The organism is Oceanimonas sp. AH20CE76 (assembly GCF_039654065.1).
Classification (GTDB): Bacteria; Pseudomonadota; Gammaproteobacteria; order Enterobacterales; family Aeromonadaceae; genus Oceanimonas; species Oceanimonas smirnovii.
The window spans coordinates 2,912,067-2,938,271 of the sequence record NZ_CP155481.1 but is presented as its reverse complement, the minus strand read 5'-3'; the positions used below and the strand labels follow the sequence as shown (position 1 = coordinate 2,938,271).

The window sequence follows — 26,205 nt, the reverse complement described above, 5'->3', positions numbered from 1 at the left end:
TTATGGCCAATAGAGGCATCAACAAAGTCATCCTGATCGGGCATCTGGGTCAGGATCCCGAAGTGCGCTATATGCCTAACGGCAATGCCGTCGCCAATATTACTCTGGCCACCAGTGAGACCTGGCGTGACAAGCAGAGCGGCGAACAACGTGAGCGTACAGAATGGCATCGGGTAGTATTTTTCGGCAAGCTGGCAGAAATTGCCGGTGAGTATTTGCGCAAGGGCTCTCAGGTGTATGTGGAAGGCCGGCTGCAAACCCGAAAATGGCAGGATCAGGGTGGCCAGGATCGCTATACCACCGAAGTGGTAGTGGACATGGGCGGTACCATGCAGATGCTGGGCGGACGTCCGCAGGGCGGCGGTCAGCAAAGTCAGGGTGGCTGGAACCAGGGCCAGCAGGGCGGTGGTCAGCCGCAGGGCAACTGGGGCCAGCAGCAGGGTAGCGGACAGCAGGGTGGTCAGCCGCAATATGGTGGCAGCCAGCCCCAGCAGCAGCCCCAAAGCCAGCCCCAGCAGAAACCACAAAGTCAGCCGGTATACAATGAACCGCCCATGGACTTTGATGACGATATTCCGTTCTGACGGAGCGCCTCAAGACCCCGCTTTGGCGGGGTCTTTTTATTGGCATACGTTAAAAACTGCACGATACTGAGTTGATTACGAGTGGGTTCGCCTGAATCTGCATTAAAAGGAAACCGCCGGCAGGGTGCCGGCCGCAAGGAAAGCACATGAAGTTTACCAATCAGTTTATTACCACCATCACCCTGTGTGTGCTGGCGGCGGTACTGATGGTGTTGATTGGTGCCGGGCTCAGCTTTTATCAGATGGGCATTGCCTATCAGCAGCGTCAGGTTGATGCAGTGGTACGCATGGTGGATGAATCCTGGCAGCCTGAGAGTACTGCTCAGCCCAATATTGATCGCTGGTTGCCGGCGCTGCTGGATACGAACGAACTCATTGTTTTTACTGTGCATGATCAGCATAAAGAGTATTACCGGTCTGGTCTGACTCAGCCGCTGGCGAGTGATGAAATCAGCGAGCAGTACGACAGAGCACTCACCAGTCATGACGGGCTTTTTGTCAGGCTGGTCCTGCGCCCGCCTTTTTACCATATAGACCATTCTCTGGCTGCGGTATCCGGTCTGACCGGTGCCATTATGCTGGTGTTTGCCGGACTGTTGCTCAGTCTGCGCTGGTTTCGCCGGCAGCTGCGTGGTGCCGAACTGCTTGAGCAGCGTGGCCGGCTGATCCTGGACGGCCGGCTCAGTATGCTGCAACACAGCCCGAAAGAAGAGTGGCCTCAGGCTGCCAGCCGCGCTCTGGATAAGCTGATGGCTGACTTGCGTGAAGCCCGTAAGGAGCGTAGTCGCTTTGACACTTTTATTCGGGCCAATGTGTTTGTTGATCGCAATATTGGCATCGGCAACCGGGTGTTTTTTGATAACCGGCTGGAAGCGGCGCTGAATGACTCAGCCAGTCAATCAGCTGCATTATTGCTGGTAGAGCTGCAGGATCTGGAGCACATCAACCATAAACTGGGCCATGACAGAGGTGATGAGCTGCTCAGCTCGGCGTCGGTGTATCTGGGACACCTGATCCGGCGTTATCCCGGTGCCCTGCAGGCCCGCTATACCGGTAATACCTTTGCGCTGATGTTTCCCAACACGGTAGAAAGCGAAGCCCAGGAGGCCGCCCGGCAGGTGCTTAAACTGCTGCGTCGGCTGCACTGGCCTGATGTCGTCAAAGAGCCGGCGGTTTATATCGGCGGTGTTTGTTTTCGCTTTGGCGAACAGTTACATCAGATAGAAGAAGAGGCCGAGCTGGCGTTACGCAGCGCTGCCCTACAGGGTGGTGACGGCTACTTTATGTACTATAAGGGGCTGACCGAAGAAAGCAGTGGCAAAGGTACGGTACGATGGCGCACTTTGCTTGGACGTCTGCTGGAGCAGGATGCCATACTACTGGACCGTCAGGGTATTTACAGCGCTGCAGAGGCCACTCCCGAGAGCATTGAATTGCTTGCCCGTATTCATGATGAGCAGGGGCGGGAGCTGGCTGCCGGTCATTTTCTGCCCATGGCAGAGAAGTGTGGTTTGCTGCAGGATCTGGATCGCTGCATTATGTTGCAAAGCCTGACGGCACTACAAGACGCTGACCGCAAGGCGGTGCTGGCTGTTAACCTGTCGGTCGCCAGTATCCTTAACCGGAGTTTTCACCGCTGGCTGGTGTTTGAACTGATCCAGTTGCCCAGGCCTTTGCTTCATGAGCTGGTCATTGAGCTGTCTGAAGCGGGCGTAGGCCGGCACTTTCTGGAGCTGGTAAAACCACTGCGGGCGCTGAAGGCGCTGGGCTGCCGGCTGGCGGTGGACCATGTTGGCCAGGATGTGGTCAGCACTCAGTACATCAAGGATTATGATCTAGATTACCTCAAGCTGCACCCCAGCCTGGTCAGAGATATTGACAAGAAATCGGTGAATCAGATGGCGGTGCGCAGTCTGTTGGGTAACTGCATGGGCAATCATACCCGGGTGATAGCGGTGGGCGTGGAAACCGAAGCAGAGTGGACCTGCCTGAAGCAGTTGGGCGTGCATGCCGGACAGGGATATTATTTTTCCTGTCCTGAGCGTTTTCAGCTGACTTGAGACCTTGCACTTTGCAGGCCACCGGTATGCAAAAATATCAGCCGGCTATCGGGCGGGTAACAGCCGGCCTCAATATCACGAAACAACCCCAGCATGGCCTTGCCACTGTATATAGGCTCCAGCGGAATGCCCAATGCTGTGCTCAGGGCCGTAATGGCGCTGCGGTCTTCGACGGAGCATTTGGCATAGCCACCGCCATGATGATTCAGGCGTAACCGCCAGCCGTTATCTGATTCAGCAGGGGCATACAGCTGCTGCACCGTCCGGGCCAGCCAGTCTTTGCCTTTGAGTACGGCATAGCCGGTAAGGTGTGTGTGTTCGGGGCGGGCTGACAACAAGCCCGCCAGGGTACCGCCGCTGGCCACCGGCAGGATCAGCTGGTCGCATGCTGGCAGCTCTTGCCACAACTCGGCCACACCAGGCAGGGCCAGCTCGCAGCTGCCGCCTTCAGGAATAAGATAAAAACCGGGGTAGCGGCGGCGCAGTTCGGCAAGAAAATCAGCATGGTGGCGGCGGCGATAGGTTTGACGGTCTACAAACGCCAGCTGCATGCCCCAGCCTTGCGCATCGGACAGGGTGGGGTTGGCGGCGTATTCGGGCTCACCACGTACTATGCCGACGGTAGGCATTCCCAGTGTATGGCCGGCGGCAGCCAGTGCATGTAAGTGATTGGACCAGGCTCCGCCAAAGCTGAGCAGGCCGGCCGCCTGCTCCGACAGCGCTTGGCGCAGCACATATTTAAGTTTTCGCCATTTATTGCCGGATATGGAAGGGTGCAGCAGGTCATCCCGTTTAATATAAAGCGCCACCCTGTGCTGTTGCAGCGTCGTATGCTCAAGTGGTATCAGTGGCGACAGAGAATGGCGAAACAAGTGTTGCCAGCGTTGAAGTTGGATCACGCAAAAATAAACAGAAAGGATTCAGAGGTGCTTAGTGTAGGGAACTTATTGATTTATTAAAACTCGTATTCGATTGCAACCAAGCCTGGCCGGGTTCTGCCTTGCTAGGGGGTGGTTGCGTTGGTAAAGTTAGCCGAATTTTTCCGGTATCAACCCAGGATCCCCTTCAGCATATGTTCAAGAAGCTCAGAGGCATGTTTTCCAACGATTTGTCCATCGACTTGGGAACGGCCAACACCCTTATCTACGTAAAAGATCAGGGCATAGTTCTGAACGAACCCTCCGTCGTGGCCATTCGCCAGGAAAGAGCCGGTTCGGCCCAGAGCGTTGCCGCCGTCGGTCATGCCGCCAAACAGATGCTGGGGCGTACTCCCGGCAACATTGCCGCCATTCGTCCGATGAAAGATGGCGTGATTGCCGACTTCTACGTTACCGAGAAAATGTTGCAGCACTTTATCAAGCAGGTGCACGACAATAATTTCTTCCGCCCCAGTCCTCGTGTACTGGTCTGTGTTCCCTGTGGCTCTACGCAGGTAGAGCGCCGGGCCATCAAGGAGTCTGCCCTGGGCGCAGGTGCCCGTGAGGTTTATCTGATTGATGAACCCATGGCCGCGGCCATTGGTGCCGGCCTGCCGGTATCCGAAGCCACTGGCTCCATGGTGGTGGATATTGGCGGCGGTACCACCGAAGTGGCCATTATCTCCCTTAACGGTGTTGTTTATTCCCAGTCGGTGAGAGTAGGCGGTGATCGTTTTGATGAAGCCATTATTAATTATGTGCGCCGCAACTACGGCTCCCTGATTGGTGAAGCCACTGCTGAACGCATCAAGCATGAAGTGGGCTCTGCTTATCCGGGTGATGATGTTATTGAGATTGAAGTACGGGGGCGCAACCTGGCAGAAGGGGTTCCGCGCAGCTTTACCCTGAATTCCAATGAAATTCTGGAAGCCTTGCAGGAGCCGCTGACCGGCATTGTCAGTGCAGTGATGGTGGCGCTGGAGCAGTCTCCACCCGAGCTGGCGTCAGATATTTCTGAACGCGGCATGGTATTGACCGGAGGTGGTGCTTTGCTGCGTGATCTGGATCGCCTGCTGATGGAAGAAACCGGTATTCCTGTTGTGGTGGCTGATGATCCCATGACTTGTGTGGCCCGGGGAGGCGGCAAGGCGCTGGAGATGATCGACATGCATGGCGGCGACTTGTTTCACTACGACTGATGAATCGGGCCGGGAGACCGGCTCGCTCTTTTAATGAAACTTATTTTTGGTCGCGGACCCTCTTTGCCCATTCGCCTGACACTGGCGGTGCTGGCCAGTCTTGCGCTGATGGTGGCAGACAGCCGTTATCAGTCCTTTTCCGATATCAGGCTTTACCTTAACTCTCTGGTCAGCCCACTGCAGTATATGGCCAACAGCCCGCGCATTTTGCTGGACACTGCTTCAACCCAGCTGATGTCGCGAAAGACCTTGTTAACCCAGGCTGAGCGCATGGAGCGTGAATTGTTTTTGCTGCGGGATGATTTGCTGCGGTTGCGCCACCTGGAGCAGGAAAATCAGCGTCTGCGCGAATTGCTGGGCTCGCCGGTGCAGCAGGACGCAAGGCGCATGGTGGCTGAAATCATGGCGGTGGATACCGATCCTTTCTCCCACCAGGTTGTGATTGATAAAGGCACGCTGCAGGGTGTGTTTGAAGGTCAGCCAGTGCTGAATGAACAGGGGGTGGTAGGACAGGTCATGTCTGTTGGTAAAACCACCAGCCGGGTCTTGCTGATCACAGATGCCAGTCACGGCATTCCGGTGCGGGTGGAGCGCAATGACATTCGCGCCATTGCCAGCGGCAGTGGTCGCCTGGATCGGCTGCTGCTCGACAATATCACCCGCAATACCGACATACAGGAAGGGGACGTACTGCTCAGCTCCGGCCTGGCCGGACGGTTCCCCGAAGGCTACCCGGTCGGCAGAGTTACCCATGTTGGCTATGAGGAAGGCCAGCCCTTTGCCGAGATTCGCATTACGCCTTTTGCGGCCCTGGACAGAGTACGTTATCTGCTATTACTGTGGCCTGAACCCAGAGTGAGAACATCGTTACCAAATGTAGCACCGGAGGGGGCCTCATGAGTGGTTTCCCGTGGCGCAGCAGACTGACCATTATGTTCAGCCTGATGCTGGCGCTGATGTTGTCTATTCTGCCTTTGCCTGATCTGATTGCTCCCTTTCGTCCTGACTGGTTGCTGGTGGTGCTCATTTACTGGAGCATAGCGCTGCCACACAGGGCCAATGTGGGCACTGCCTTTGTAGCCGGTCTGTTACTGGATCTTTTGCTTGGTTCAGTATTGGGAGTAAGAGCTCTGGCGCTGGTTATTCCGGTTTATCTGGCAACATCCCAGTTTCAGCGCATGCGCAATTACTCGGTTTGGCAGCAGGCTTTTGTGGTAGGTGGTCTGGTGATGCTGAACAAGCTGCTGATTTTCTGGACCGCTTACCTTAACAGCGAAACCCAGGTGGACTATCACTACTTCTGGTCCATTGTCAGCAGCATGTTGTTCTGGCCCTGGATCTTTCTGTTGCTGCGCAAATGCCGCCGCCAGTTTTCTCTGACCTGAGGAGCCGATATGAGTATTGCTCTTTACCTGGCATCTGCTTCACCGCGCCGCCGCGAACTGCTGGCACAGCTGGGAGTCAGCTTTGCACTGGTACGCCCCGAGGTGGAAGAGTGCCAGCGACCGGGTGAGTCTGCTGCCGGCTATGTACAGCGGCTGGCGCAGGACAAAGCGCAGGCGGGCGCTGCACTGGCACCAATGCCGCTGCCGGTACTGGGCGGTGACACCATAGTGGTGCTGAACGATGAAGTACTGGAAAAACCCCGGAACGAAGCCCACGGCAAAGCCATGCTGGCGCGCTTGTCAGGGCGCACCCATCAGGTGATGACTGCCATGGCGCTGGCTGTCGATGGTGGATGTGAGGTGGTGCTGGTGACCACTGAAGTAACGTTTCGGTGCCTGAGCGAGGCCGACATCGACCGTTACTGGCGCACCGGCGAGCCCGCCGATAAGGCCGGTGGCTATGGCATTCAGGGAGTGGGCGGGCGTTTTGTATCGGGCATTAATGGCAGCTACAGCGCCGTGGTGGGTCTGCCGCTGGTGGAAACCGAGGCACTGCTGCAGCACCATGGCATCGCCACTGCCTGAATCAGACTCCGGAACAGGGTTATTCTGTGTTAATTTAGGGCATTCTCTATTCGGACTGGCGGAGCCCTTATGTCTGCAGAACTGATTATCAATATGACCCCGGCGGAGACCCGGGTAGCCCTGGTGGAAAACGGTATCCTGCAGGAAGTGCACATTGAGCGGCAGGCCCGCCGTGGCATAGTGGGCAATATTTATAAGGGCAAGGTCAGCAGAGTATTGCCGGGTATGCAGGCAGCCTTTGTGGATATTGGCGGCGAACGGGCCGCTTTTCTGCACGCCTCCGATATAGTTCCTCATACTGAATGTGTCGACACCCGTGAGCAGGCCCACTTTCAGGCGGGCAATATTGCTGAGCTGGTGCGTCAGGGCCAGGACATCATGGTGCAGGTGGTGAAAGATCCGCTCGGTACCAAAGGGGCGCGTCTGACCACCGATATTACATTGCCCTCCCGTTATCTGGTGTTTATGCCCGGCAGTGCCTATGTGGGCGTTTCCCAGCGCATTGATTCCGAGCAGGAGCGGGAGCGGCTCAAAGCGCTGGCTGCCGAGCATGTGGATGAGCAGGGTGGTTTTATTATTCGCACCGCTGCCGAAGGTATTGGCGAGCAGGAGCTGGCTCAGGATGCGGCTTTTCTGAAACGGCTGTGGCGGAAAATTCAGGAGCGCAGAAGCAAATACGCTTCCTGCTCCATGTTATATGAAGATCTGCGGCTGGCGTTTCGTATCGTACGTGATTTTGTCGGGGCCGAGCTGGACCGCATTCGGGTTGATTCCCGGGAAACCTGTGACAGCCTGTGTACCTTTGTAGAAGAGTTTGTACCCGAGCTGTGCGGCCGCATTGAGTATTATCATGGCAATGCTCCCATTTTTGATCTCTACGATGTGGAAAACGAAATTCAGCGCGCGCTGGATCGTAAAGTGGAGCTCAAGTCCGGCGGCTACCTGATCATCGATCAGACCGAAGCCATGACCACGGTCGATATCAACACCGGGGCTTTTGTGGGCCACCGCAACCTTGAAGAAACCATTTTCAACACCAATATCGAGGCCACTCAGGCCATTGCCCGCCAGTTGCGACTGCGCAATCTGGGGGGGATTATCATTATTGATTTCATTGATATGCACGATGAGGATCACAAGCGTCGGGTACTGCACAGCCTGGAGCTGGCGCTGGCCAGAGACAGGGCCAAAACCAATGTAAACGGTTTTTCTCAGCTGGGTCTGGTCGAAATGACTCGCAAGCGCACGCGGGAAAGCCTGGAGCATGTGCTCTGTGATGCCTGCCCCGAATGTAACGGCCGGGCCCGGGTGAAAACCGTAGAGACCGTCAGCTACGAAATTCTGCGGGAGATACTGCGCGTTAATAAAGCCTACGATGCTGACAAGTTTGTGGTCTATGCCTCTACTGCCGTGGCGGACGCCCTGCAGGAAGACGAATCTCATATGCTGGCAGAGCTGGAAGTCTTTATTGGCAAGCAGGTCAAGGTGAATAATGAGCCCCTGTATAACCAGGAGCAGTTTGATGTGGTGATGATGTAGTGCTGAGGCGCACTTTCAGCTGGGCCTGGTTTACCCTGGCCGGCATTGCTGTGGTGCTGGCGCTGCTGGTTACTCTGCTGCGTTTTGGTTCGCCCTGGCTGGCAGGGTTACAGCAGCAGTGGCTGAACCGCATGCTGGCTCAGCACAATCTGAGCCTGAGCATTGCTGATCTGGGGCTGGACTGGAAAGATTATGGCCCTGTACTGGTGCTGGAAAAGCTGCAGTTGCAGGGAGCCGAGCAACCCCGGCTGACCCTGCGGCGTGCCCTGATTGATATGCAGCTGTGGCAGAGTTTGCGCCAGTGGCGGCCGGTGCTGAACGAAGTCACGCTTGATGGTCTGCGACTGGAACTGACCCCCGCAGGAGAGAAAGCCAATACCGATCTTGACGAGTTGCGCACCCTGGCATTGCAGGCAGTGCGAAAACTTACCCTGCTCAACGCCCAGCTGGTGCTGGCCAGCCCCGGCAAACCGCTGCTGGAGTTACAAATTCCCGCCCTGCACTGGCAAAACCGGCCCGGTTTGCACCAGGGGGAAGGGCGGCTTGGGTTTGGCAGTGCCGCCGGCCAGCAGTTTGTGTTCAAGGGGCGCCTCGAAGGGGATGATATTCACAGCCTGAGTGGCGGCATCTATATGCAGGCTAAGGGGATGGATGCCGGCCCCATGCTGGCTCAGGCAAGACCCAATGATAAAAAAGTGGCCGCCCTGCTTTCTTTTGAAACCTGGCTGGAGTGGCAGCAGGGAGAGCTGCAGGCGGCACTGCTGACTCTGGGAAACAGTGAAGCTCGCTGGGGCGGGGATCACCAGGTGGCGGTAAAGGGGGGCCGTATTCAGTGGCAACCTACCCAGCAGGGCTGGCAGCTGGCCAGCAGCGGCATTGATATCAGCGTGGACGGGGAGTCCTGGCCCAGCTGGAAAGTGCAGCTGGACAGGCACAACAACAAACTGACCGGTTATCTGGACCGGCTCAGCCTCACTGATGTGGCTTTACTGGCCCAGTGGGGGGAGCATTACTGGCCGGCAGCAGCCCGGCAGCTGACGGGAGCGGCACCGGCAGGAGAGCTGGCCAGGCTTTACCTGGAGGCGGATATACCGTCCGCCGGCAGTGACTGGCAGCTGCAGGGAGAATACCGTCATGTCGGTACGCAGGCGTTTGAGTGGATTCCCGGTGTCCGTGGTCTGCAAGGCAGCTTTGTGGTGGCGGCGGATCATGGCCGTTTAAGCGTTCAGCAGCCTGAGGCATCGGCCTGGCAGTGGGACAGCGCTTTTCGTCATGCCTGGCCGGTGCAACAGCTGCAGGCTCAATGGCAGTGGCAAAAGCGCAAGGATGGCTGGTGGCTATGGAGTGATGCGCTGCGTCTTGCCGGTGATGATCTGGATGTGGATGCCCATATCAGCCTGCAGCTGCCTGCTAATGACTCGCCACTGCTCAGTGCTTCGGCCAGTGTGGAGCTGCACCGGGCCGGTGCGGCGGGAGGCTATCTGCCCGAGCCGGTGATGGGCACACCGCTGGTGGACTATCTGGAAGGTGCCATAGTGGCTGGTCAGGCCAGCCAGGCCAAGGTGCTCTGGTATGGCCGGCTTAATCAGTTCCCCTACCATGATGGCAGCGGCCTGTTTCAGGCCAGGGTGCCGCTGCGTCAGGCTGAATTTCGCTTTGATCCTGACTGGCAACCATTAACCGATCTTGATCTGGAGCTGTTGTTTGAGAACGATAACCTCTATATGCAGCAGGGCAGCGGCCGGTTAGGTGTGGCGCGTGCCGTCGACATTGATGCCCGTATTACTCCCCTTGATGAAAACGCGCATCTGGAGCTGAAAGCCGGGGTCAGTGGTGCCGGCGAGGCGGTGACGGATTATCTCACGCAATCTCCGTTAAAAAGCTCGGTGGGCGTTGCTCTGGAGCAGATACAGGTGTCAGGTCCGCTCACTGGCAGGCTGGCGCTGAATATTCCTCTGAGCGGTGGTGACGTCGGCGTTGATGGTGAGGTCGATTTTTCTGGTAATCAAGTGCAGGTTACGCCGCTTGCCATGCCGCTGACCAAGGTGACCGGCACCCTGATGTTTGATCAGCAAGAGACCAGGCTGGCCGGGTTGCAGACGCAGTGGCTGGGGCAGCCGCTGACGGTAAATTATGCCGGGCAAGTCACCAATGCCGGTTATGACGCCACGATTGAACTGGCCGGCCGGCTGCAGGGAGATGCGCTGGCGAAGGCACAGCCCGGGCTGGCGGCGCTGAGTGGCGAGACCCGCTGGCAGGGCGATGTGACGCTACGCCTGCAGCAGGGAGAAGTTGGCTATGACGCCAGACTCAGCTCTGATCTGAACGGGCTGCATAGCGAGTTGCCGGCACCGCTGGCGAAAGAAGCAGACTGGATCCGGCCGGTTAAGCTGAACGTTTCCGGCAATGCCACTCAGGCACAAGCACAGCTGAGTCTGGCGCCGGATCTTGATGCCGATGCCGTGCTTGAATTCAGTGATGCCGGTACCACTATCCGGCAGCTTTGGGTGACTGCAGGCGGAGCCAGCGCAGCCGGGCCAAGAGCTGCGCTGGATATAGCGGCCCATCTGGAAGCGCTGGCGCTGGATGAGTGGATTGCGCTGTCTGAAACGCAAGGCCAGCAGCAGCCTCAGCAAATGAAACTGCACTGGCCTGAAGACTATCGAATGGCACTGCGCGCCGACCGGGGAACACTTTGGGGGCAATTACTCAGTGATTTGCGGCTGGGCGTTACCCCGGAGGCGGCAGAACGGCGGCGTCTCACCATAGATTCGCAACAGGTAAAAGGCAGTCTTACGTGGGCTGACGGTGAGCCTGTGACCGCATTGTTTGAGCGCTTATGGCTTGATCCGCAAACTAATGAGTCTGGCGGAGTTCCTGATGCGCTGTCGCCCTCTGATATTCCGGCGCTGGTGTTCCGCTGTGATGACTGCCGCTGGCGTAATTTGTCACTGGGCAAAATGGGGCTTCAGCTCACACCGCTGCAAGCTCAAAACGGCATTAGTCTGGATGACCTCTGGCTGGATGGAGATCAGCTGCAGGGGCGTGTTCAGGGGCAATGGCTGCAGCAGCAAGGGCTGAATACCAGCCGTATTCAGTGGCAGGGTGGTGCTCAGTCATTGCAGCAGCTCTGGCGGGCGTTGGGTCATGCCTCTCCCTTTCGGGATACCAAGGCGCTGATTGAGGCGCAATTAAACTGGCCCGGGTTGCCCTGGCAGCCTGAGCCTGCCACCCTGAATGGCACTGTGAGTGTGGAAACCGGTGCCGGTGTGCTGACCGGCGTCAGCGACAAGGGAGCAGGGCTGCTGTCGGTGCTGAGTATGGATTCAGTGCTGCGCCGGCTGCGGCTGGATTTTCGTGATGTATTTGAAGGCGGCTTTTACTTTGACCGCATCAGCGCAACCGGTGAATTCAACAATGGAGTGCTGCACAACAATGATTTCTTACTGGAAGGGGCAGCCGGTGATCTGACCGGTAAAGGGCTGGTTGATCTGCCAGCCAGTCAGCTGAATTACCGCTTTGACTTTACTCCGGATTTAACCGGTAATCTGCCCGTATTAACCGCTTTTGCGGTGACACCGGTCACCGGCCTTTATGTGCTGGCGGCGTCCAAATTGTTTGGCCCGGTGGTGGATGTGTTTACCCGCATTCGCTATGAGGTAACGGGACCGCTGGCCAGCCCGGAAGTCAAAGAGCTGGGGCGGGAACAAAATAAAATCAAACTGCCTGCGATTAACAAGGAGCCATAAATGGAACTGGTCGCTCTGCAACTGAATGCCAGTGATCACTGGCCGGTCAACCAGGCGAAAATTGCTGCCCTGCTGGAACGCCTGCCCGCCAGCCGGCCACTGCTGGTGCAATTGCCGGAAAACGCTGTGGTATTTGGCAACCGCCAGGCCGTGCAGGCCGTGGCCGAGCCATTGGGAAACGGGCCGGTGCAAGACTGTCTGGCCCAGTGGGCAAGGCAATACGGCATCTGGCTGGTGGTGGGTTCCATGCCGACCCAGACAGAGCAGAGTGACAAGCTGCATACCAGCTGTCTGGTATTTAACGATAAAGGCGAGCGGGTAGCCTGTTATCACAAGCTGCATCTGTTTGATGTGGATGTGGCCGATGGCCATGGTCGTTATCGCGAATCCGATACCTTCAGCCCCGGTCATGAGTTATGTGTGGTTGACAGCCCCTTTGGTCGTCTGGGGCTGTCAGTCTGTTATGATCTGCGTTTTCCCGAGCTGTACCGGGCCCTGCGTGAACAAGGGGCGGATATTCTGCTGGTGCCGGCCGCCTTCACCCGCGTTACCGGCAAGGCACACTGGCTGCCCTTGCTACAGGCCAGAGCCATTGAAAATCAGTGTTATGTTCTGGCGGCAGCCCAGGTGGGTGAGCATGCCGGGGGCCGGCAAACCTGGGGGCATTCGGTGATCCTGGATCCCTGGGGGGACATTCAGGCCTGCCTGCCCAATGGTGAAGGCCTGATCGTGGCCCCCCTTGAACAACATCGCCTCGACAGCATACGCCGGCAAATGCCCGTGGCCCAACATGCCCGCCTGCGAGCGGTGTGGAGAGACAACGAATGAGTATTGAACAGATTAATCAAAGCCTGCTGGTGCCCAATGAGCTGGATATGGCCTTGCTCGATGCCCAGCTGGCGCGGCTCAGCCGCCACCAGATCGACTTTGCCGATCTGTATTTTCAGAACAGTGTGCATGAGTCCTGGGTGCTGGAAGACGGCATCGTCAAGGACGGCAGCTACAACATAGAGCAGGGTGTGGGCGTGCGCGCCGTCAGCGGTGAAAAAACCGGCTTTGCCTATTCTGACGAACTTAACGCCACGGCGCTGGATCAGGCGGTGAGTGCCGCCCGGGGCATTGCCGCTCACGGTGGCGACGGTCGCTTCAAGGTGGGCCAGCCGCAGCCGGTAACCGCCCGTTACAGGGGGCTGAACCCGCTGGACAGTCTGCCCCGGGAGCAAAAAATAGCCCTGCTGCAGCAAATGGACGCCTTTGCCCGCAGTCTGGATCCGTCCATTACACAGGTGATCGCTTCCATCTCAGGGGTATATGAAGAAATACTGGTGCTGGCCACCGACGGCACTCTGGCCACGGATCTGCGCCCGCTGGTGCGGCTCAACTGCTCGGTACTGGCAGAGCGCAATGGCCGGCGGGAGCGGGGCAGCAGCGGCGGTGGCGGTCGTTTTGGTTATGATTATTTTCTGGAAGAGATCGACGGCCAGCCCAGAGCCATGAGCTATGCCCGGGAAGCGGTGCGTCAGGCGCTGGTGAACCTGGAAGCGGTAGACGCGCCAGCCGGCACCATGCCGGTAGTGCTGGGTGCCGGCTGGCCCGGTGTGCTGCTGCACGAGGCGGTGGGTCATGGTCTGGAAGGGGATTTCAACCGCAAGGGCTCTTCTGCCTACTCCGGTCGCATTGGTGAAAAGGTGGCCTCGGAGCTGTGCACCATAGTGGATGACGGCACCCTGGCCAATCGTCGTGGCTCTTTGACCGTGGATGATGAAGGCACCGCCAGCGGCTATAACGTGCTGATTGAAAACGGCGTGCTCAGGGGCTATATGCAGGACAAGCTCAACGCCCGGCTGATGGGCATGGCACCCACCGGCAACGGCCGGCGCGAGTCTTATGCTCACCTGCCCATGCCGCGCATGACCAACACCTATATGCTGGCCGGCGAGACACCGCCGGACGAGATTATTCGCAGCGTGAAGAAGGGCATTTATGCGCCCAACTTCGGTGGTGGTCAGGTAGACATTACCTCGGGCCGGTTTGTGTTCTCGGCGTCAGAAGCCTATCTGATTGAAGATGGCAAGCTGACCGCGCCAATCAAGGGGGCCACCCTGATTGGTAACGGCCCTGAGGCCATGAGCCAGGTGTCCATGGTGGGTAATGATCTGAGCCTGGACGCCGGCGTGGGCGTCTGTGGCAAGGACGGCCAGAGTGTGCCGGTAGGCGTGGGCCAGCCCACCCTCAAGCTGGACCGCATGACGGTGGGCGGCACCCAGTAACCCGCCACTGAACGCAAAAAACGCCGGCATCATGCCGGCGTTGTTATTTTTATAAGGCTTCGCAGTGAAGGGCTGCTTACGGCTCCAGGTTTTGTTTCAGGTACTGGAACAGTTCCCGGTAGGCTTTGGGGGGCAGGCCGGCGGCCAGCTCCTTGCGGCCGGTGCGGGCCAGCTGGCGCAGCTTTTGCCGGTCGAGCTGGCGGTGCTGGGCCACCAGGTCATTCACCGCTTTGTCACCTTCCTTGATCAGCCGGTCGCGCCATTGCTCCAGCTTATGAAAACGGGCATTGGCCACGGCACTTTTCTGATCAAAGGCATTTAACGCGTCGCGAATAGCGGTGACATCCCGGGTGCGCATCAGCTTGCCGATAAACTGCAGGTGACGGCGCTGCGCCTCACGCTTGTTGGCCAGCTTGTGAGCCAGATCAATGGCGTCTTTCAGCTCGTCATCCAGAGGAACCTTGGCCAGCTCGCTCGGGTTGAGTTTAACCAGGTCCATGCCAAGCTGCTGCAACGCCTGACTTTCCCGTTTCATTTCGCTTTTACTGACCCATTCAATCTCGTCGTCATGATCGGGCTGGTCGTCGTGATGGCGCATTACGTCTCTCTGGAATCGTTAAATAATTGGCTGATGATGATTATTCTACCAGCTTCTCCCAAGGGGCGCAGGGGTCTGTTATGCTAGCAACAAACAGAACCAGCGATTTCATTATGACTCCTGAAGAGATTCACAACGAACAGCGTCAGCTAGAGCTGGCGGTAGAGCAGGCGCTGGAAAGCGCGAAGCGGCTGGGTGCGGACGCCGCAGAGGTTTCCATCAGCAAGCAAACCGGACTGTCGGTCAATACCCGCAATGCTGAGCTGGAAAACATCGAATTCAATAAAGACGGCGCCCTTGGCATTGCCGTTTATCGTGATGGCCGCAAGGGCTCGGCGTCCACCTCGGATCTGCGCCCCGACGCCATTGCCCGCACCGTGGCGGCGGCACTGGATATTTCCCGCTATACCACAGCCGACCCTCATGCCGGCCTGGCTGATGCGGATCAGCTGGCCTGGGAGTCCCCCGAGCTTGAACTGTGCTTTCCCCGTGTCATGGATCCTGCCGAGGGCATTGAGCTGGCGCTGCAATGCGAGCGCTCCGCGCTGGGGCGGGACAAGCGCATCAAACAGTCTGACGGAGCCAGTTACTCTGCCAATGTGGGCATTCGTGTCTACGGCAACAGCCATGGCTTTGTGAAAGGCTTTGCCGGCTCCCGCTACGGTATGAGTTGTGTGCTGATTGGCGAGCAGGACGGCGATATGCAGCGGGAGTACGGATTTACCTCGGCGCGCAGCTTTGATGATCTCTGGGCTCCGGAAACAGTGGCCGACGAGGCGGTCAGCCGTACCCTTGGCCGGCTTGGCGGCCGCAAAATCGGGACCACTCAGGCCCCTGTACTGTTTCATTCCGACGTGGCGGCGGGCCTGTTCGGCCATCTGGTCATGGGCATCAGCGGCGGCAACCTCTATCGCAAATCGTCCTTTCTGCTGGATGCCTGCGGTGAGCAGATATTTCCGGACTGGCTTACCATTCACGAGCAGCCTCACCTGCACAAGGGCCTGGCCAGTGCGCCTTTTGATAATGAAGGAGTGCGCACGGTCGAGCGTAATATCATTGAAAACGGTGTGCTGCAGACCTACCTGCTGACCAGCTACTCGGCGCGCAAGCTGGGCTTGCCGCTCACTGGCCATGCCGGCGGCATTCATAACTGGACCATTTCCAGCAGCGGCCAGAGCCATGCCGAACTGCTCAAACAAATGGGCACCGGCCTGCTGGTGACCGAGATGATGGGGCAGGGAGTGAACATAGTGACCGGCGATTACTCCCGGGGGGCCGCCGGCTTCTGGGTTGAGAACGGCGAAATTGCTTATCCGGTGGAAGAAATCACCATCGCCGGCAACCTGAAAACCATGTTTGCCGGCATTCAGGCCATCGGCACCGACGTGGAAACCCGCTCCAGCCTGCACACCGGCTCGGTACTGATCGACAAGATGAAGATTGCAGGGCAATAAACATAGCTGTAAGCCGGAAGCCTGTCTCTTAGTCACAAGTTTTTCTTGACATCAATTGAAAATAAAAGGTTGGCCGTAGTGCACTACGGCCAACCTTTTCCACCTAATGTTATTCTCAAACGCCCTATCACTATGATCTAATGGCATTTTGACTCAAAGAGCGTGCCATGTTTGAAGCCGATCCAACCCAGTGGGCAACATTGATTTTCGGAAATGCCAGGCTGGGTGACCCCCGTCGAACCAGAAGACTGACCAAGATGGCGGCAGACATGGCGGCACGCGCTGACGGCTCTGTTGCCGAGGCTGCGGTCGATCCTGCCAGCATTGAAGGGGCATACCGTTTTATTCGCAACGAGGTGATTTCACCGGACACCATTGCTGACGCCGGGTTTGAACGTACCCTTGCCATTGCCTCAGTGCGCCCGCTGGTGCTGGCGTTACAGGACACCACCGGACTCAGCTACAAGCATGCGGTGCGTGAGGAGCTGGGCGAGGTCAACTCCGCCAGTAACAAGAAAGCCTCAGCCAAAGGCAGAACCCTCTATGCCCATTCCACGCTGATGCTGGATGCCGATAATGAGTGCGTGATTGGGTTGGCTAACCAGTATTACTGGCACCGTGAGCAGAAACAAACCGGAAAAGGTCATCAGCTGCAGTGTCGTGAACGGACTAAAAAAGAAAGCTATAAATGGCAACGCGGTATGGAAACACTGGCCGGCCGAGTTAATGACATGAGCCATATCATCGATGTGTGTGACCGGGAGGCTGATATCTATGAATATCTCGCTTACCAGCAGCAGCATCAACATCGCTTTGTGGTGCGCGCCTCCGATAACCGTAATGTCCTCGACGACGAGACCTCGACAGGCAAACTGCATGATGTGCTGCAGGCACTGAAGCCCGTGGCGTGTTACCAGGTCTATGTGGCTCAGCGAGGTGGACGACCGGCCCGAACCGCCCATGTAGCCTTGAGCTATACCCAGCTGACCATCAAAAAGCCACAACGCGCCAACGCGGAGAAAACCCTGACGTTGAACGTGGTGTACTGTCAGGAAGTCGATCAGGACAGGAAAGACCCATTGCAGTGGATCCTGTATACATCAGAGCCGCTGCCTGATGCCGCAGCCGCCCTGCGTATTGTCCGTTTTTATGAGCTACGCTGGCGAATTGAGGAGTTCCATCGGGTGTGGAAATCCGAAGGCACCAAGGTGGAAGACGTGCGCATGCAGACTCGGGAAAACCTGCGCCGGATAGCGGTGGTGAAAGCGTTCATCGCCGTTCGCTTGATGCAGTTGAAAGAAGTGGCGCAGAATCGGGAAGATGCAAAAGCGGTGAGCTGCGAATGCCTGCTGCCCCCGATTGCATGGCGATTGCTCTGGCGTAAGACAGAGAAGAAGGCAGCCTTCCCGACACATCCCCCTTCGCTGTACTGGGCCTATTATGCTCTGGCCCGACTTGGCCGCTGGCATAACACCGCCAGGAATGGTCGGGTAGGAACGAAAGCGCTATGGAGTGGCTGGTTCACCCTGATGAATTACGTCGAGTCCTATGAGTTGTTCCATGGACTCGACTTGTGACTAAGAGACAGGCCGGAAGCTTGAAGCTGTAATAAGGGCCGCGCATGCGGCCCTTGGTGTTTTTTGGGGGCTTCCCGCTTCCCGCTTCTAGCTTTCGGCTTCCAGCCTCAGTGCAGCAGGATCAGTGTGGCCAGGCCGAGGAAGGACAGCAGGCCCACTGTGTCGGTGATGGTGGTTAATGCCATGGAGCCGGCCAGGGCCGGGTCGATATTAAAGCGTTTCATGATAATCGGAATACTGGCCCCGGCCAGGCCGGCTACCGACAGGTTGATAAACATGGCGGCGGCAATGACCAGGCCAATTTCCCAGCTGCCTTTCCACAGCCCCACCACCACGGAAATGGCCAGCGCCCACAGCATGCCGTTAAACAGACCTACCAGGGCCTCTTTGGTGAGCAGCCAGCGGGCGTTGCTGTCACTGATATGGCCCACCGCCATGCCGCGGATCACCAGTGCCAGAGTCTGGTTGCCGGCAATGCCGCCCATGGACGGTACTATGGTCATTAATATGGCCAGGGTGGCCAATTGGGAGAGAGTGGCTTCAAACATATTGGACACGCTGGCGGCGACCAGTGCCGAGCCCAGATTGATGGCCAGCCAGAAAGAGCGACGGCGGGCACTGACCAGTACAGGAGCAAAGGTGTCTTCGTCATCATCCATTTTGGCCATGCCCATCATGGAGTGTTCACCTTCTTCCCGAATAATGTCGACCACATCGTCGATGGTAATACGGCCCAGCAGCTGATTTTGCTCATCAACTACAGGGGCCGAGAGCCAGTCATGGCGCTCAAACAAATTCGCCACCTCGGTGTCGCTCATGGTCAGCGGAATGGCTTCGACTGTGGTATCCATGGCTTCGGCCACCGTCGTAGTGGGGGACTGTACGACCAGACTGGCGAGAGAAATATCACCCAGCAAGCGGTTATGCTGATCCACCACATACAGGGTATCCGTGCCTTCCGGCAGCTCGTTGTGCAGCCGCAGATAGCGCAGTACCACCTCTATGGTGACGTCCGGGCGCAAACTGATGAACTCGGTATTCATCAGTGAGCCGGCGGTGTCTTCCGGATAGGACAGCGCCAGCTCGGCTCTGTGCCTGTCCTGCTCGTCCATCTCGGTGAGCACCTGATTGAACAGCTGCTCGGGCAAATCCCGCAACACATAAGCCAGATCGTCCGACTCCATGTCTTCCAGTGCCACTGCCAGCTTTTCCGGCGCCATCAGCCGGATAATGCCATCGCGTACCTCTTCTGACAGCTCTTCCAGAATTTCGCCGTAATCGTCGGGGTCAATCAGTTGCCACAACACTTTGCGGCTGGGGGCAGGAGAAGACTCCAGCAGCCAGGCTACGTCGCCGGGGCGCATTTGCTGCAGCATGCGGCGCACATGCACGAACATGCCGCTGTTCAGCGCCTGAGTAATGGCTTCCAGGTGATCCGGTGTGCTGCTCTGATCTGCGGCGTCTGTCATGATCCCGAATTATTCCGATTCGTTAAAGCGTGCCGCCACCAGCTGCTCTACCGCATTCAGGGCGGCTTCGGCTTCCGGCCCTTCTGCCATCACCCTGATGGCCTGTCCCTGAGCGGTTTCCAGCATCAGCAGGCCCATCACGCTGTTGGCGGGAGCCTGTTTCTGCTGATTGCAGACGGTAACTTCAGCATCAAACTGCTGAGTAAGTTGCACCAGTTGTATGGCAGCCCGGGCGTGTAATCCGAGCTTGTTGACGATTTTCAGATCCCGTTCAATTTTCGGCATGGCGCTTTTCCAGCGTGCGGTGGCGCAGTTGCACACTCTTGCCCATCTGGCCAAACACCCTTGCCAGCTGCTCGGCGATAAATACAGAACGGTGCTGTCCGCCGGTACAGCCGATGGAGATGGTGACATAGCTGCGATTATTACGCTCCAGATGAGGCATCCAGGTGATCAGCAGATTTTCCAGCTGCCACAGGTATTTCATGACTTCCGGCTGACTGCTGAGGTAGTCGGCCACCGGCTGATCCTTACCTGTGTAAGGACGCAGCTCGGCAATCCAATGAGGATTGGGCAGAAAGCGGGCATCAAACACAAAGTCAGCATCTTTGGAAACGCCATATTTGTAACCAAAAGACTCAAATACCCAGTTCAGCTCTTTTTCTTTTTTGCCAAGAATACGCTCGCGAATAATTTCGCTGAGATCGTGAATGCTTAAGCTTGAGGTGTCGATACGCAGATCCGCATCGGAAGACAAGGGGGCCAGCAGATGAGTTTCTTCGCGAATGGCCTCATCCAGAGTCAGGCTGTGGCGCGAGAGAGGGTGCAGTCGCCGCGTATCGCCAAAGCGGCGGATCAATACTGCGTTTTCGGCATCAATAAAGAAACTGGATACCTGCACCTCGTCCATGGCCCGCACTTCGGCCAGAAAGGCTTCCAGCTTATCGGGGCTGTCGGGCAGGTTGCGCACATCTATACTCACCGCAACCGCGCCGGGCCGGTTCTGGCGCAGGCGGACCAGCTCAGGCAGTAACTCAACCGGCAGGTTATCGACGCAGTAGTGACCCAGATCTTCAAGCACCCGCAGGGCGACGGTTTTACCGGACCCGGAACGACCACTCACAATCACCAGCTGCATATAGGCTCCTTCAGGCAGAAATCATGATTTGATAAAGCTCTTCGTCACTGCCGGCCTGACGCAGCTGCCGGCAAATCTGTTTGTTGCTGAGCTTTTCAGCAATTAAGGACAGCGTTTTCAGATGTTGTTTACATTCCTGCTCCGGCACCAGCAGCGCAAACACCAGACCAACCGGCTGATTGTCGATGGCATCAAATTCTACCGGTTCGGCAAAAGTCAGCAGTACCGCGGTCGCCTTGTTGTCATTGCCAATACGACCATGAGGTATGGCAATGCCATTACCGATGCCGGTAGTGCCCATCTTTTCACGGGCCAGCAAACAGTCAAAAAGCGGCTGGCTGCCGATATTCAAATGTTCGGCAGCCAGCTCGCTGATAATTTCCAGAGCACGCTTCTTGCTCGTGCAGGGAACTGCACTGCGCGTGCAGTCCCTGCTTAGTATGTCGGCGACTTCCATGGTTACTTTTGCTTGAGCTTCTCTTTGTGTTTGATGATCTGACGATCCAGCTTGTCAATGAGTCCGTCGATGGCGGCATACATATTTTCATGCTGGGCGTTGGCAAACAGCTCACCACCACTGACGTGCAGTTTGGCTTCGGCAATTTGCTGCATTTTTTCTACATTAAGGATGACGTGCACATTGGTAATGTGGTCGAAGTGGCGCTCCAGCCGGGTAAACTTGCTATTAACATAGTCACGCAGTGCATCTGTGATTTCTACATGGTGTCCGGTCAGGTTAATTTGCATAACGTCTTCCTTCTGTCGTTGCCTTTAAACCAGGCGTTTACGCTGATTGGAAGGGGGGATGGCCAGTGACTCCCTGTACTTGGCGATGGTACGCCTGGCCACCTTAATCCCCTGCTCGGCCAGCAACTGAGCAATCTTACTGTCACTCAGCGGCTTGGCCGGGTTTTCTGCTCCGACCAGCTTTTTGATCAGAGCACGAATTGCCGTGGATGAACATTCACCACCATCGTCGGTGCCCACATGACTGGAGAAGAAATACTTAAGCTCAAACACGCCCCGGGGCGAGTGCAGAAACTTTTGTGTGGTCACGCGTGAGATGGTGGACTCATGCATCTCTACTGCCTCGGCCACATGGTTCAGCACCATGGGCTTCATGGCCTCTTCTCCATACTCAAAGAATGCCTGTTGTTGTTCAACAATACAATTGGCAACCTTGAGCAGCGTCTCATTTCGGCTGTCGAGACTTTTAAGGAACCACTTGGCATCCTGCAGATGATTACGAATAAACTGGCCGTCTTCACTATTGCGGGGCTTGTCGGCAAGTGCGGCATAGGTCTGATTCAGGCGTACCTTGGGCATGGCCTCCGGGTTGAGTTCCACGACCCAGGCACCGTTGCGTTTGGTGACCACCACATCCGGAATAACATATTCGGAGCTGCCCTGAATAATGCTGCTGCCGGGGCGGGGTTCAAGCTGCTGGATCAGATTCAGAACTTCTCTCAGCTCGTCTTCTTTCAGCCTGGTCTTGCGCTGCAGAGTACGGTAGTCGCGGTTACCAAGCAGATCCATGTGCTGTTCCAGCAGCAACCGGGCTTCTGCCAGCCAGGGGGTGCTGGCGGGAAACTGGTCGAGCTGAATACACAGGCATTCCTGCACGCTGCGGGCAGCTACGCCGATGGGATCGAAATGCTGAATGCGTTTGAGCACGGCTTCTACTTCGTCGGCTTCAATGCCCAGCTCGTCGGCCGAGGCTGCAGCTAACAGTTCGTCAATATCGGCGGTGAGATAGCCTGCATCGTCCACGGCATCGATAATCGCAAGGGCAATGGCCTGATCGGTATCACTGAAGGGAGTCAGGTTCATTTGCCAGATCAGGTAATCCTGCAGCGTTTCGGTGGTTTCTCCCTGATAGACATTATCTTCCAGCCCTTCCGGCAGACCGGCACCACCACTGACCGGAGAGGCGGTATAAACTTCCTCCCAGCTGGTGTCCATGGGCAGCTCTTCAGAAAGCTGATTACGTTCCATGGCGCTGTCTGCGGCAATTTGCTCCTCGTTGCGATTATCCTCAACCCTGATACTGTCCGGCTCCTCCTGCTCCAGCAGCGGATTACTGTCCAGTGCCTGCTGAATTTCCTGCTGCAGCTCAAGGCTGGACAGCTGCAGCAGACGAATGGCCTGTTGCAGCTGAGGGGTCATGGTCAGCTGCTGGCCAAGGCGTAACTGAAGAGTCGGCTTCATGTATGCTAACGTCCTTCCATATCAACCGCGCGAAGCGGTGCCTTCAGAGGCTGAATTGTTCACCAAGATAGACTTTCTTGACCTGCTCATTGGCCAGGATTTCAGCTGGTGTGCCAGCAGCAATACGGTGCCCGTGGCTGACAATATAGGCCTTTTCACATACATCCAGCGTCTCACGCACATTGTGATCGGTGATCAGTACGCCCAGGCCTCGATCTTTCAGATGTAATATAATTTTCTTAATATCAAGCACAGAGATGGGATCAACGCCGGCAAAAGGTTCATCAAGCAGAATAAAGCGCGGATCTGCCGCCAGTGCCCGGGCAATTTCCACCCGCCGGCGTTCACCACCGGACAGACTCATACCGAGACTGTCACGAATATGGACAATATTGAACTCTTCCAGCAGCTGTTCCATTTTTTCGTTACGGCCGTCGGCGTTCAGATCTTTGCGGGTCTGCAGTACGGCCATCAGGTTATCGGCAACGCTCAGGCGGCGAAAAATGGACGCTTCCTGAGGCAGATAGCCAATGCCGGCGCGGGCCCGCACATGCATAGGCTCATGGCTGATGTCATTGTCGTCTATGGTGATGCTGCCTGCATCCCGCTGCACCAGGCCTACAATCATGTAAAAGGAAGTGGTTTTGCCGGCCCCGTTGGGCCCGAGCAGCCCCACTATCTGGCCGGTGTTCACGGTCAGGCTGACATCAGCCACTACCTTCCGGCCTTTGTAGCTTTTCTGCAGCCCGCGTGCTTTCAGTCTGGCCATGGTCAGTCGTTACTCTGGTTGTCGAAATTCTGTACCTGCTCAGGCAGGAAAATAGTGGTGACCCTGTCTTTGCCACCCTGGCTTTCGGCTTCCATCTGCTCCTTGTCGATAAAGTAGCGAATACGGTAGCCAGTGACGATATTATCGTCCTGCTTGAGTTCGGCGTCCCGAATCAGGGTGATGGTGCGGGCGACCATGTCATAGCGAATTTCCCGTGCCTGTGCCTGTACCGGCTTGCCGTTATTGAGCACTTGCCGGTAAGTAGCCGGATTGCCCCTGGCGGTCATGGACTGCAGCCCCTGCTCATTGCGGATCACGACCAGTTCACTGGCACGCACATCTATGCTGCCCTGTTTCACCACTACATTATCGGTAAAGGTCACCTTGTTTTCGGCCAGCTCCACCAGCTGGCGGCCAGCGTCTATGGTAACCGGCTGACGATAGTCACTGTCTTTGGCCTGCACCTGACCCAGGCCCAGCAGGCCGCCAAGACTAAGGATTAAAGTAAGTTGCCCGGGTTTCATTCAGTAGTTCCACCGTTTGTTGATCAAGCTTGCCCAGCAGGCCTGTGCCTTGCGCCTGATACTGCGAGCTTTCCAGTCTTACTGTCTGATCGGAACGCAGCCTGTTGTTAATAAAATCCATCTCCAGATATTCGGTGGTCAGGGTTTCCACCAGCGCATCCGGTTGCAGCCCTTTGCCCACTACATTACTGGTCAGCACCGCATTATCGCCGGTGTTGATGGTGCCGTTATCACCGCTGAGACGCCATTGCGGCTGGCCGTCAGGAGAATAAAGCAAGATAACAGGTTTTTTCATCAGGGTCATGGAGAGGGACTCGTAGTACTCTGCCTGCTCCGCTTCCATGCCGCGATAGGGCAGTCCCTGTCGGTTGTACTGTATGCTGCTGAGGTTCGTTGCCACAAAATCGGGCTGAAAATCCTGTTCGTTTACCATGATGGTCTGATCGTTGCGAAACCATTGCCAGGTGATCAGCGCGGCCACAAACAGACCGGCAAATATCCAGGTCTGACGGTTCATACGCTCATGCCCTCAGCCTGTGCCAGTATGCCTTGGGCATCCAGCAACAGATCGCACAATTCACGGACGGCACCGTGTCCGCCGGTGGTGCGGGTAATGTAGCCAGCGCGCTGCAGCACCAGCGGATGCGCATCGGCCACTGCCACCCCCAGCCCGCAGTCCTGCATCACCGGCAGATCCACCACGTCATCGCCGATATAGGCCACCTGTTGTGCTGTCAGCTGCAGGTGATCAAGCAGCTCACCATAGCTGTGCAGTTTATCACTCTGACCCTGATAGATATGGCGCACACCCAATGCGTTCATGCGATCCGTGACGATGCGTGAGTTGCGTCCGGTGATCACCGCCACCTCGATGCCGGCGTTAAGCAGTGCCTTGATACCAAAGCCGTCACGGGTGGAAAAACTCTTGTATTCCTCACCGTCATTGCCCAGATAAATCATGCCGTCAGACAGCACGCCGTCCACATCACAGATCAGCAGGCGAATTTGTTTAAGTTGCTGCCAGATCTCCTGGCTGATATCACCATAAAGGGTCTGCACTGTCATCAGATCACTCCTGCGCGTAACAAGTCGTGCATATTAAAGGCACCGATAGGACGCTGCTGTTCATCCAATACCAGCAGACCACTGATTTTTTTCTCTTCCATCAGGTTAACGGCTTCTGCTGCCAGCATGCCCGGAGGAACCGTCGTGCAGCCTTTGGTCATCACCTGCTCGATGCGGGTGTTGTGTACATCCACTTTCTGATCAAGGGTCCGGCGCAGATCACCATCAGTATAGATGCCAGCCAGCCGGCCCTGATCATCGACGACGGCAGTAAAGCCCATACCAGTGCGGCCAATTTCCAGCAGTGCTTCTATGACCAGGGTATTCAGGCCCACACTGGGCACCTTGTCTTCCTTGTGCATGATGTCGGCCACCCGCAGCAGCAGCCGCTTACCCAGGGCTCCGCCGGGATGGCTGAGGGCAAAGTCGTCGGCAGTAAAACCACGGGCTTCAAGCAGCGCGACCGCCAATGCATCGCCCATGGCCAGGGCCGCCGTGGTACTGGCGGTGGGAGCCAGCCCGAGCGGGCAGGCTTCCTGCTCGACGCGAGTGCACAAATGTACATCTGCCTCCCGGGCCATGGTGGATTCAGGCTTGCCGGTCATGCAAATGAGTTTAAGACCACGCCGGCGCAGCACCGGCAACAGTGCGATAATTTCCTCGCTTTCGCCGGAGTTGGACAGCGCCAGCACCACATCCTTGCTGTCTATCATACCCAGATCACCATGGCTGGCTTCTCCCGGGTGAACATAAAAAGCAGGAGTGCCGGTACTGGCCAGGGTAGCAGCGATTTTATTGGCAATATGGCCTGATTTTCCCATGCCGGTGACAATGACCTTGCCGGGACATTCAAACATCAGCCGGCAGGCCTTGTTAAAAGATTCATCCAGATATTGAGAAAGGCCCTCCAGGGCTGCCTTTTCAATATCCAGAACACGTTGGGCAGTGGTGCGATAATCAAATTCAGCTGACATGAGGTTCTCCGCATTAAGGCCGCGACATTATAGAAAAGCCGGGGCCGAGAAGCGACCGGCTTGGTGCATTTGCCCGAGGGCTGCTCTGGTCAGAGGGTGGCGCAAATCGGTGTGCTGTAGTTGCTGATAGTCAGCCGAACT

At 56.8% G+C, this 26,205-nt stretch carries 25 protein-coding genes; 12 read left to right on the top strand and 13 right to left on the bottom strand.

The genetic code is table 11. The features are described 5' to 3' along the window. Positions 1-2: 2 nt before the first annotated feature. The gene (locus tag N2M06_RS14410) at positions 3-584 is read left to right on the top strand and encodes a single-stranded DNA-binding protein (protein ID WP_019935066.1); all 582 of its coding nucleotides are present in this window, start codon (positions 3-5) and stop codon (positions 582-584) included. A gap of 146 nt (positions 585-730) precedes the next feature. Further along, positions 731-2,644, top strand: a complete 1,914-nt coding sequence (locus N2M06_RS14405) for an EAL domain-containing protein (RefSeq protein ID WP_019935065.1) — start codon at positions 731-733, stop codon at positions 2,642-2,644. Here N2M06_RS14405 and N2M06_RS14400 read toward each other — a convergent pair. Then, the gene (locus tag N2M06_RS14400) at positions 2,632-3,543 is read right to left on the bottom strand and encodes a pyridoxal-phosphate dependent enzyme (protein ID WP_051089276.1); all 912 of its coding nucleotides are present in this window, start codon (positions 3,541-3,543) and stop codon (positions 2,632-2,634) included. The two genes, N2M06_RS14405 and N2M06_RS14400, sit on opposite strands and share 13 nt — an antisense overlap. 173 nt (positions 3,544-3,716) lie before the next feature. Between N2M06_RS14400 and N2M06_RS14395 the strand changes: the two genes are divergently transcribed. The 8 genes from N2M06_RS14395 to tldD all read left to right on the top strand — a co-directional run bounded on the left by N2M06_RS14395 (position 3,717) and on the right by tldD (position 14,288). Beyond that, positions 3,717-4,760 (top strand): rod shape-determining protein, encoded by a 1,044-nt coding sequence (locus tag N2M06_RS14395; RefSeq protein WP_019935063.1) that lies wholly within the window; start codon positions 3,717-3,719, stop codon positions 4,758-4,760. A 33-nt stretch (positions 4,761-4,793) separates the two neighbouring features. Beyond that, the gene (gene mreC / locus N2M06_RS14390; RefSeq protein ID WP_019935062.1) at positions 4,794-5,660 is read left to right on the top strand and encodes a rod shape-determining protein MreC; all 867 of its coding nucleotides are present in this window, start codon (positions 4,794-4,796) and stop codon (positions 5,658-5,660) included. Continuing rightward, positions 5,657-6,145, top strand: coding sequence for a rod shape-determining protein MreD (gene mreD, locus N2M06_RS14385; protein WP_019935061.1), 489 nt, complete (start codon positions 5,657-5,659; stop codon positions 6,143-6,145). The genes mreC and mreD overlap by 4 nt, the downstream gene beginning before the upstream one ends. Positions 6,146-6,154: 9 nt before the next feature. Continuing rightward, entirely contained in the window at positions 6,155-6,730 is a 576-nt protein-coding gene (locus N2M06_RS14380; protein ID WP_317075111.1) for a nucleoside triphosphate pyrophosphatase, read from the top strand. A 69-nt stretch (positions 6,731-6,799) separates the two neighbouring features. After that, entirely contained in the window at positions 6,800-8,269 is a 1,470-nt protein-coding gene (rng, locus tag N2M06_RS14375; RefSeq protein ID WP_019935059.1) for a ribonuclease G, read from the top strand. Further along, the gene (locus tag N2M06_RS14370) at positions 8,269-12,018 is read left to right on the top strand and encodes a YhdP family protein (protein ID WP_346351098.1); all 3,750 of its coding nucleotides are present in this window, start codon (positions 8,269-8,271) and stop codon (positions 12,016-12,018) included. Before rng ends, N2M06_RS14370 begins: the two co-directional genes overlap by 1 nt. Continuing rightward, entirely contained in the window at positions 12,019-12,846 is an 828-nt protein-coding gene (locus N2M06_RS14365; RefSeq protein ID WP_317075113.1) for a carbon-nitrogen hydrolase family protein, read from the top strand. Beyond that, the gene (tldD, locus tag N2M06_RS14360; protein WP_019935056.1) at positions 12,843-14,288 is read left to right on the top strand and encodes a metalloprotease TldD; all 1,446 of its coding nucleotides are present in this window, start codon (positions 12,843-12,845) and stop codon (positions 14,286-14,288) included. Before N2M06_RS14365 ends, tldD begins: the two co-directional genes overlap by 4 nt. Before the next feature lie 76 nt (positions 14,289-14,364). On the opposite strand, the gene yjgA is transcribed toward tldD, so the two are convergent. Then, positions 14,365-14,886, bottom strand: a complete 522-nt coding sequence (gene yjgA / locus N2M06_RS14355; protein WP_019935055.1) for a ribosome biogenesis factor YjgA — start codon at positions 14,884-14,886, stop codon at positions 14,365-14,367. A gap of 110 nt (positions 14,887-14,996) precedes the next feature. On the opposite strand from yjgA, the gene pmbA reads away from it, so the two are divergent. Together pmbA and N2M06_RS14345 are read left to right on the top strand one after the other, a co-directional pair. Beyond that, positions 14,997-16,340 (top strand): metalloprotease PmbA, encoded by a 1,344-nt coding sequence (gene pmbA / locus N2M06_RS14350; protein WP_346352194.1) that lies wholly within the window; start codon positions 14,997-14,999, stop codon positions 16,338-16,340. Positions 16,341-16,507: 167 nt separating this feature from the next. Next, entirely contained in the window at positions 16,508-17,917 is a 1,410-nt protein-coding gene (locus N2M06_RS14345; RefSeq protein WP_346350935.1) for an IS4 family transposase, read from the top strand. Between the two features lie 107 nt (positions 17,918-18,024). Here the strand turns inward: N2M06_RS14345 and mgtE are convergent, their stop codons facing one another. From mgtE to N2M06_RS14290, 11 genes are read right to left on the bottom strand one after another with little or no spacing between them, the layout of a single operon-like run. Then, a complete protein-coding gene (mgtE, locus tag N2M06_RS14340) occupies positions 18,025-19,386 on the bottom strand; it encodes a magnesium transporter (RefSeq protein WP_019935053.1) in 1,362 nt (453 codons plus the stop codon). 9 nt (positions 19,387-19,395) lie between these two features. Further along, a complete protein-coding gene (locus N2M06_RS14335; protein ID WP_019935052.1) occupies positions 19,396-19,671 on the bottom strand; it encodes an HPr family phosphocarrier protein in 276 nt (91 codons plus the stop codon). Then, positions 19,658-20,524: an RNase adapter RapZ gene (gene rapZ / locus N2M06_RS14330; protein WP_346351097.1), complete on the bottom strand. Its 867-nt coding sequence runs from the start codon at positions 20,522-20,524 to the stop codon at positions 19,658-19,660. Before rapZ ends, N2M06_RS14335 begins: the two co-directional genes overlap by 14 nt. A gap of 10 nt (positions 20,525-20,534) precedes the next feature. Then, positions 20,535-20,981, bottom strand: a complete 447-nt coding sequence (gene ptsN / locus N2M06_RS14325; RefSeq protein WP_019935050.1) for a PTS IIA-like nitrogen regulatory protein PtsN — start codon at positions 20,979-20,981, stop codon at positions 20,535-20,537. A 2-nt stretch (positions 20,982-20,983) separates the two neighbouring features. Then, complete coding sequence (gene hpf / locus N2M06_RS14320) at positions 20,984-21,271, bottom strand: ribosome hibernation promoting factor (RefSeq protein WP_019935049.1); 288 nt, start codon at positions 21,269-21,271, stop codon at positions 20,984-20,986. Positions 21,272-21,295: 24 nt separating this feature from the next. Beyond that, positions 21,296-22,732 (bottom strand): RNA polymerase factor sigma-54, encoded by a 1,437-nt coding sequence (locus N2M06_RS14315; protein ID WP_019935048.1) that lies wholly within the window; start codon positions 22,730-22,732, stop codon positions 21,296-21,298. Between the two features lie 43 nt (positions 22,733-22,775). Further along, positions 22,776-23,501 carry an LPS export ABC transporter ATP-binding protein gene (gene lptB, locus N2M06_RS14310; RefSeq protein WP_317075115.1) on the bottom strand — a complete coding sequence of 242 codons (726 nt, stop codon included), beginning with the start codon at positions 23,499-23,501 and terminating at the stop codon, positions 22,776-22,778. Positions 23,502-23,503: 2 nt separating this feature from the next. Further along, positions 23,504-24,025, bottom strand: a complete 522-nt coding sequence (lptA, locus tag N2M06_RS14305) for a lipopolysaccharide transport periplasmic protein LptA (RefSeq protein WP_346351096.1) — start codon at positions 24,023-24,025, stop codon at positions 23,504-23,506. After that, the gene (gene lptC, locus N2M06_RS14300) at positions 23,994-24,542 is read right to left on the bottom strand and encodes an LPS export ABC transporter periplasmic protein LptC (RefSeq protein WP_019935045.1); all 549 of its coding nucleotides are present in this window, start codon (positions 24,540-24,542) and stop codon (positions 23,994-23,996) included. The genes lptA and lptC overlap by 32 nt, the downstream gene beginning before the upstream one ends. Continuing rightward, the gene (gene kdsC, locus N2M06_RS14295; protein ID WP_346352193.1) at positions 24,539-25,093 is read right to left on the bottom strand and encodes a 3-deoxy-manno-octulosonate-8-phosphatase KdsC; all 555 of its coding nucleotides are present in this window, start codon (positions 25,091-25,093) and stop codon (positions 24,539-24,541) included. The genes lptC and kdsC overlap by 4 nt, the downstream gene beginning before the upstream one ends. Further along, on the bottom strand, positions 25,090-26,064 hold the full coding sequence (locus N2M06_RS14290) for a KpsF/GutQ family sugar-phosphate isomerase (RefSeq protein WP_019935043.1): 975 nt from the start codon (positions 26,062-26,064) through the stop codon (positions 25,090-25,092). Before N2M06_RS14290 ends, kdsC begins: the two co-directional genes overlap by 4 nt. Positions 26,065-26,205 lie beyond the last annotated feature (141 nt).

Coding starts and splice junctions, on each gene's coding strand:
- N2M06_RS14315 (WP_019935048.1), bottom strand. CDS start 22,732: ATGAAGCCGACTCTTCAGTTACGCCTTGGCCAGCAGCTGACCATGACC.
- N2M06_RS14410 (WP_019935066.1), top strand. CDS start 3: ATGGCCAATAGAGGCATCAACAAAGTCATCCTGATCGGGCATCTGGGT.
- N2M06_RS14365 (WP_317075113.1), top strand. CDS start 12,019: ATGGAACTGGTCGCTCTGCAACTGAATGCCAGTGATCACTGGCCGGTC.
- rng (WP_019935059.1), top strand. CDS start 6,800: ATGTCTGCAGAACTGATTATCAATATGACCCCGGCGGAGACCCGGGTA.
- mreD (WP_019935061.1), top strand. CDS start 5,657: ATGAGTGGTTTCCCGTGGCGCAGCAGACTGACCATTATGTTCAGCCTG.
- lptB (WP_317075115.1), bottom strand. CDS start 23,501: ATGGCCAGACTGAAAGCACGCGGGCTGCAGAAAAGCTACAAAGGCCGG.
- N2M06_RS14395 (WP_019935063.1), top strand. CDS start 3,717: ATGTTCAAGAAGCTCAGAGGCATGTTTTCCAACGATTTGTCCATCGAC.
- mreC (WP_019935062.1), top strand. CDS start 4,794: ATGAAACTTATTTTTGGTCGCGGACCCTCTTTGCCCATTCGCCTGACA.
- rapZ (WP_346351097.1), bottom strand. CDS start 20,524: ATGCAGCTGGTGATTGTGAGTGGTCGTTCCGGGTCCGGTAAAACCGTC.
- lptA (WP_346351096.1), bottom strand. CDS start 24,025: ATGAAACCCGGGCAACTTACTTTAATCCTTAGTCTTGGCGGCCTGCTG.
- N2M06_RS14290 (WP_019935043.1), bottom strand. CDS start 26,064: ATGTCAGCTGAATTTGATTATCGCACCACTGCCCAACGTGTTCTGGAT.
- N2M06_RS14405 (WP_019935065.1), top strand. CDS start 731: ATGAAGTTTACCAATCAGTTTATTACCACCATCACCCTGTGTGTGCTG.
- yjgA (WP_019935055.1), bottom strand. CDS start 14,886: ATGCGCCATCACGACGACCAGCCCGATCATGACGACGAGATTGAATGG.
- N2M06_RS14335 (WP_019935052.1), bottom strand. CDS start 19,671: ATGCCGAAAATTGAACGGGATCTGAAAATCGTCAACAAGCTCGGATTA.
- N2M06_RS14380 (WP_317075111.1), top strand. CDS start 6,155: ATGAGTATTGCTCTTTACCTGGCATCTGCTTCACCGCGCCGCCGCGAA.
- hpf (WP_019935049.1), bottom strand. CDS start 21,271: ATGCAAATTAACCTGACCGGACACCATGTAGAAATCACAGATGCACTG.
- tldD (WP_019935056.1), top strand. CDS start 12,843: ATGAGTATTGAACAGATTAATCAAAGCCTGCTGGTGCCCAATGAGCTG.
- lptC (WP_019935045.1), bottom strand. CDS start 24,542: ATGAACCGTCAGACCTGGATATTTGCCGGTCTGTTTGTGGCCGCGCTG.
- ptsN (WP_019935050.1), bottom strand. CDS start 20,981: ATGGAAGTCGCCGACATACTAAGCAGGGACTGCACGCGCAGTGCAGTT.
- mgtE (WP_019935053.1), bottom strand. CDS start 19,386: ATGACAGACGCCGCAGATCAGAGCAGCACACCGGATCACCTGGAAGCC.
- N2M06_RS14345 (WP_346350935.1), top strand. CDS start 16,508: ATGTTTGAAGCCGATCCAACCCAGTGGGCAACATTGATTTTCGGAAAT.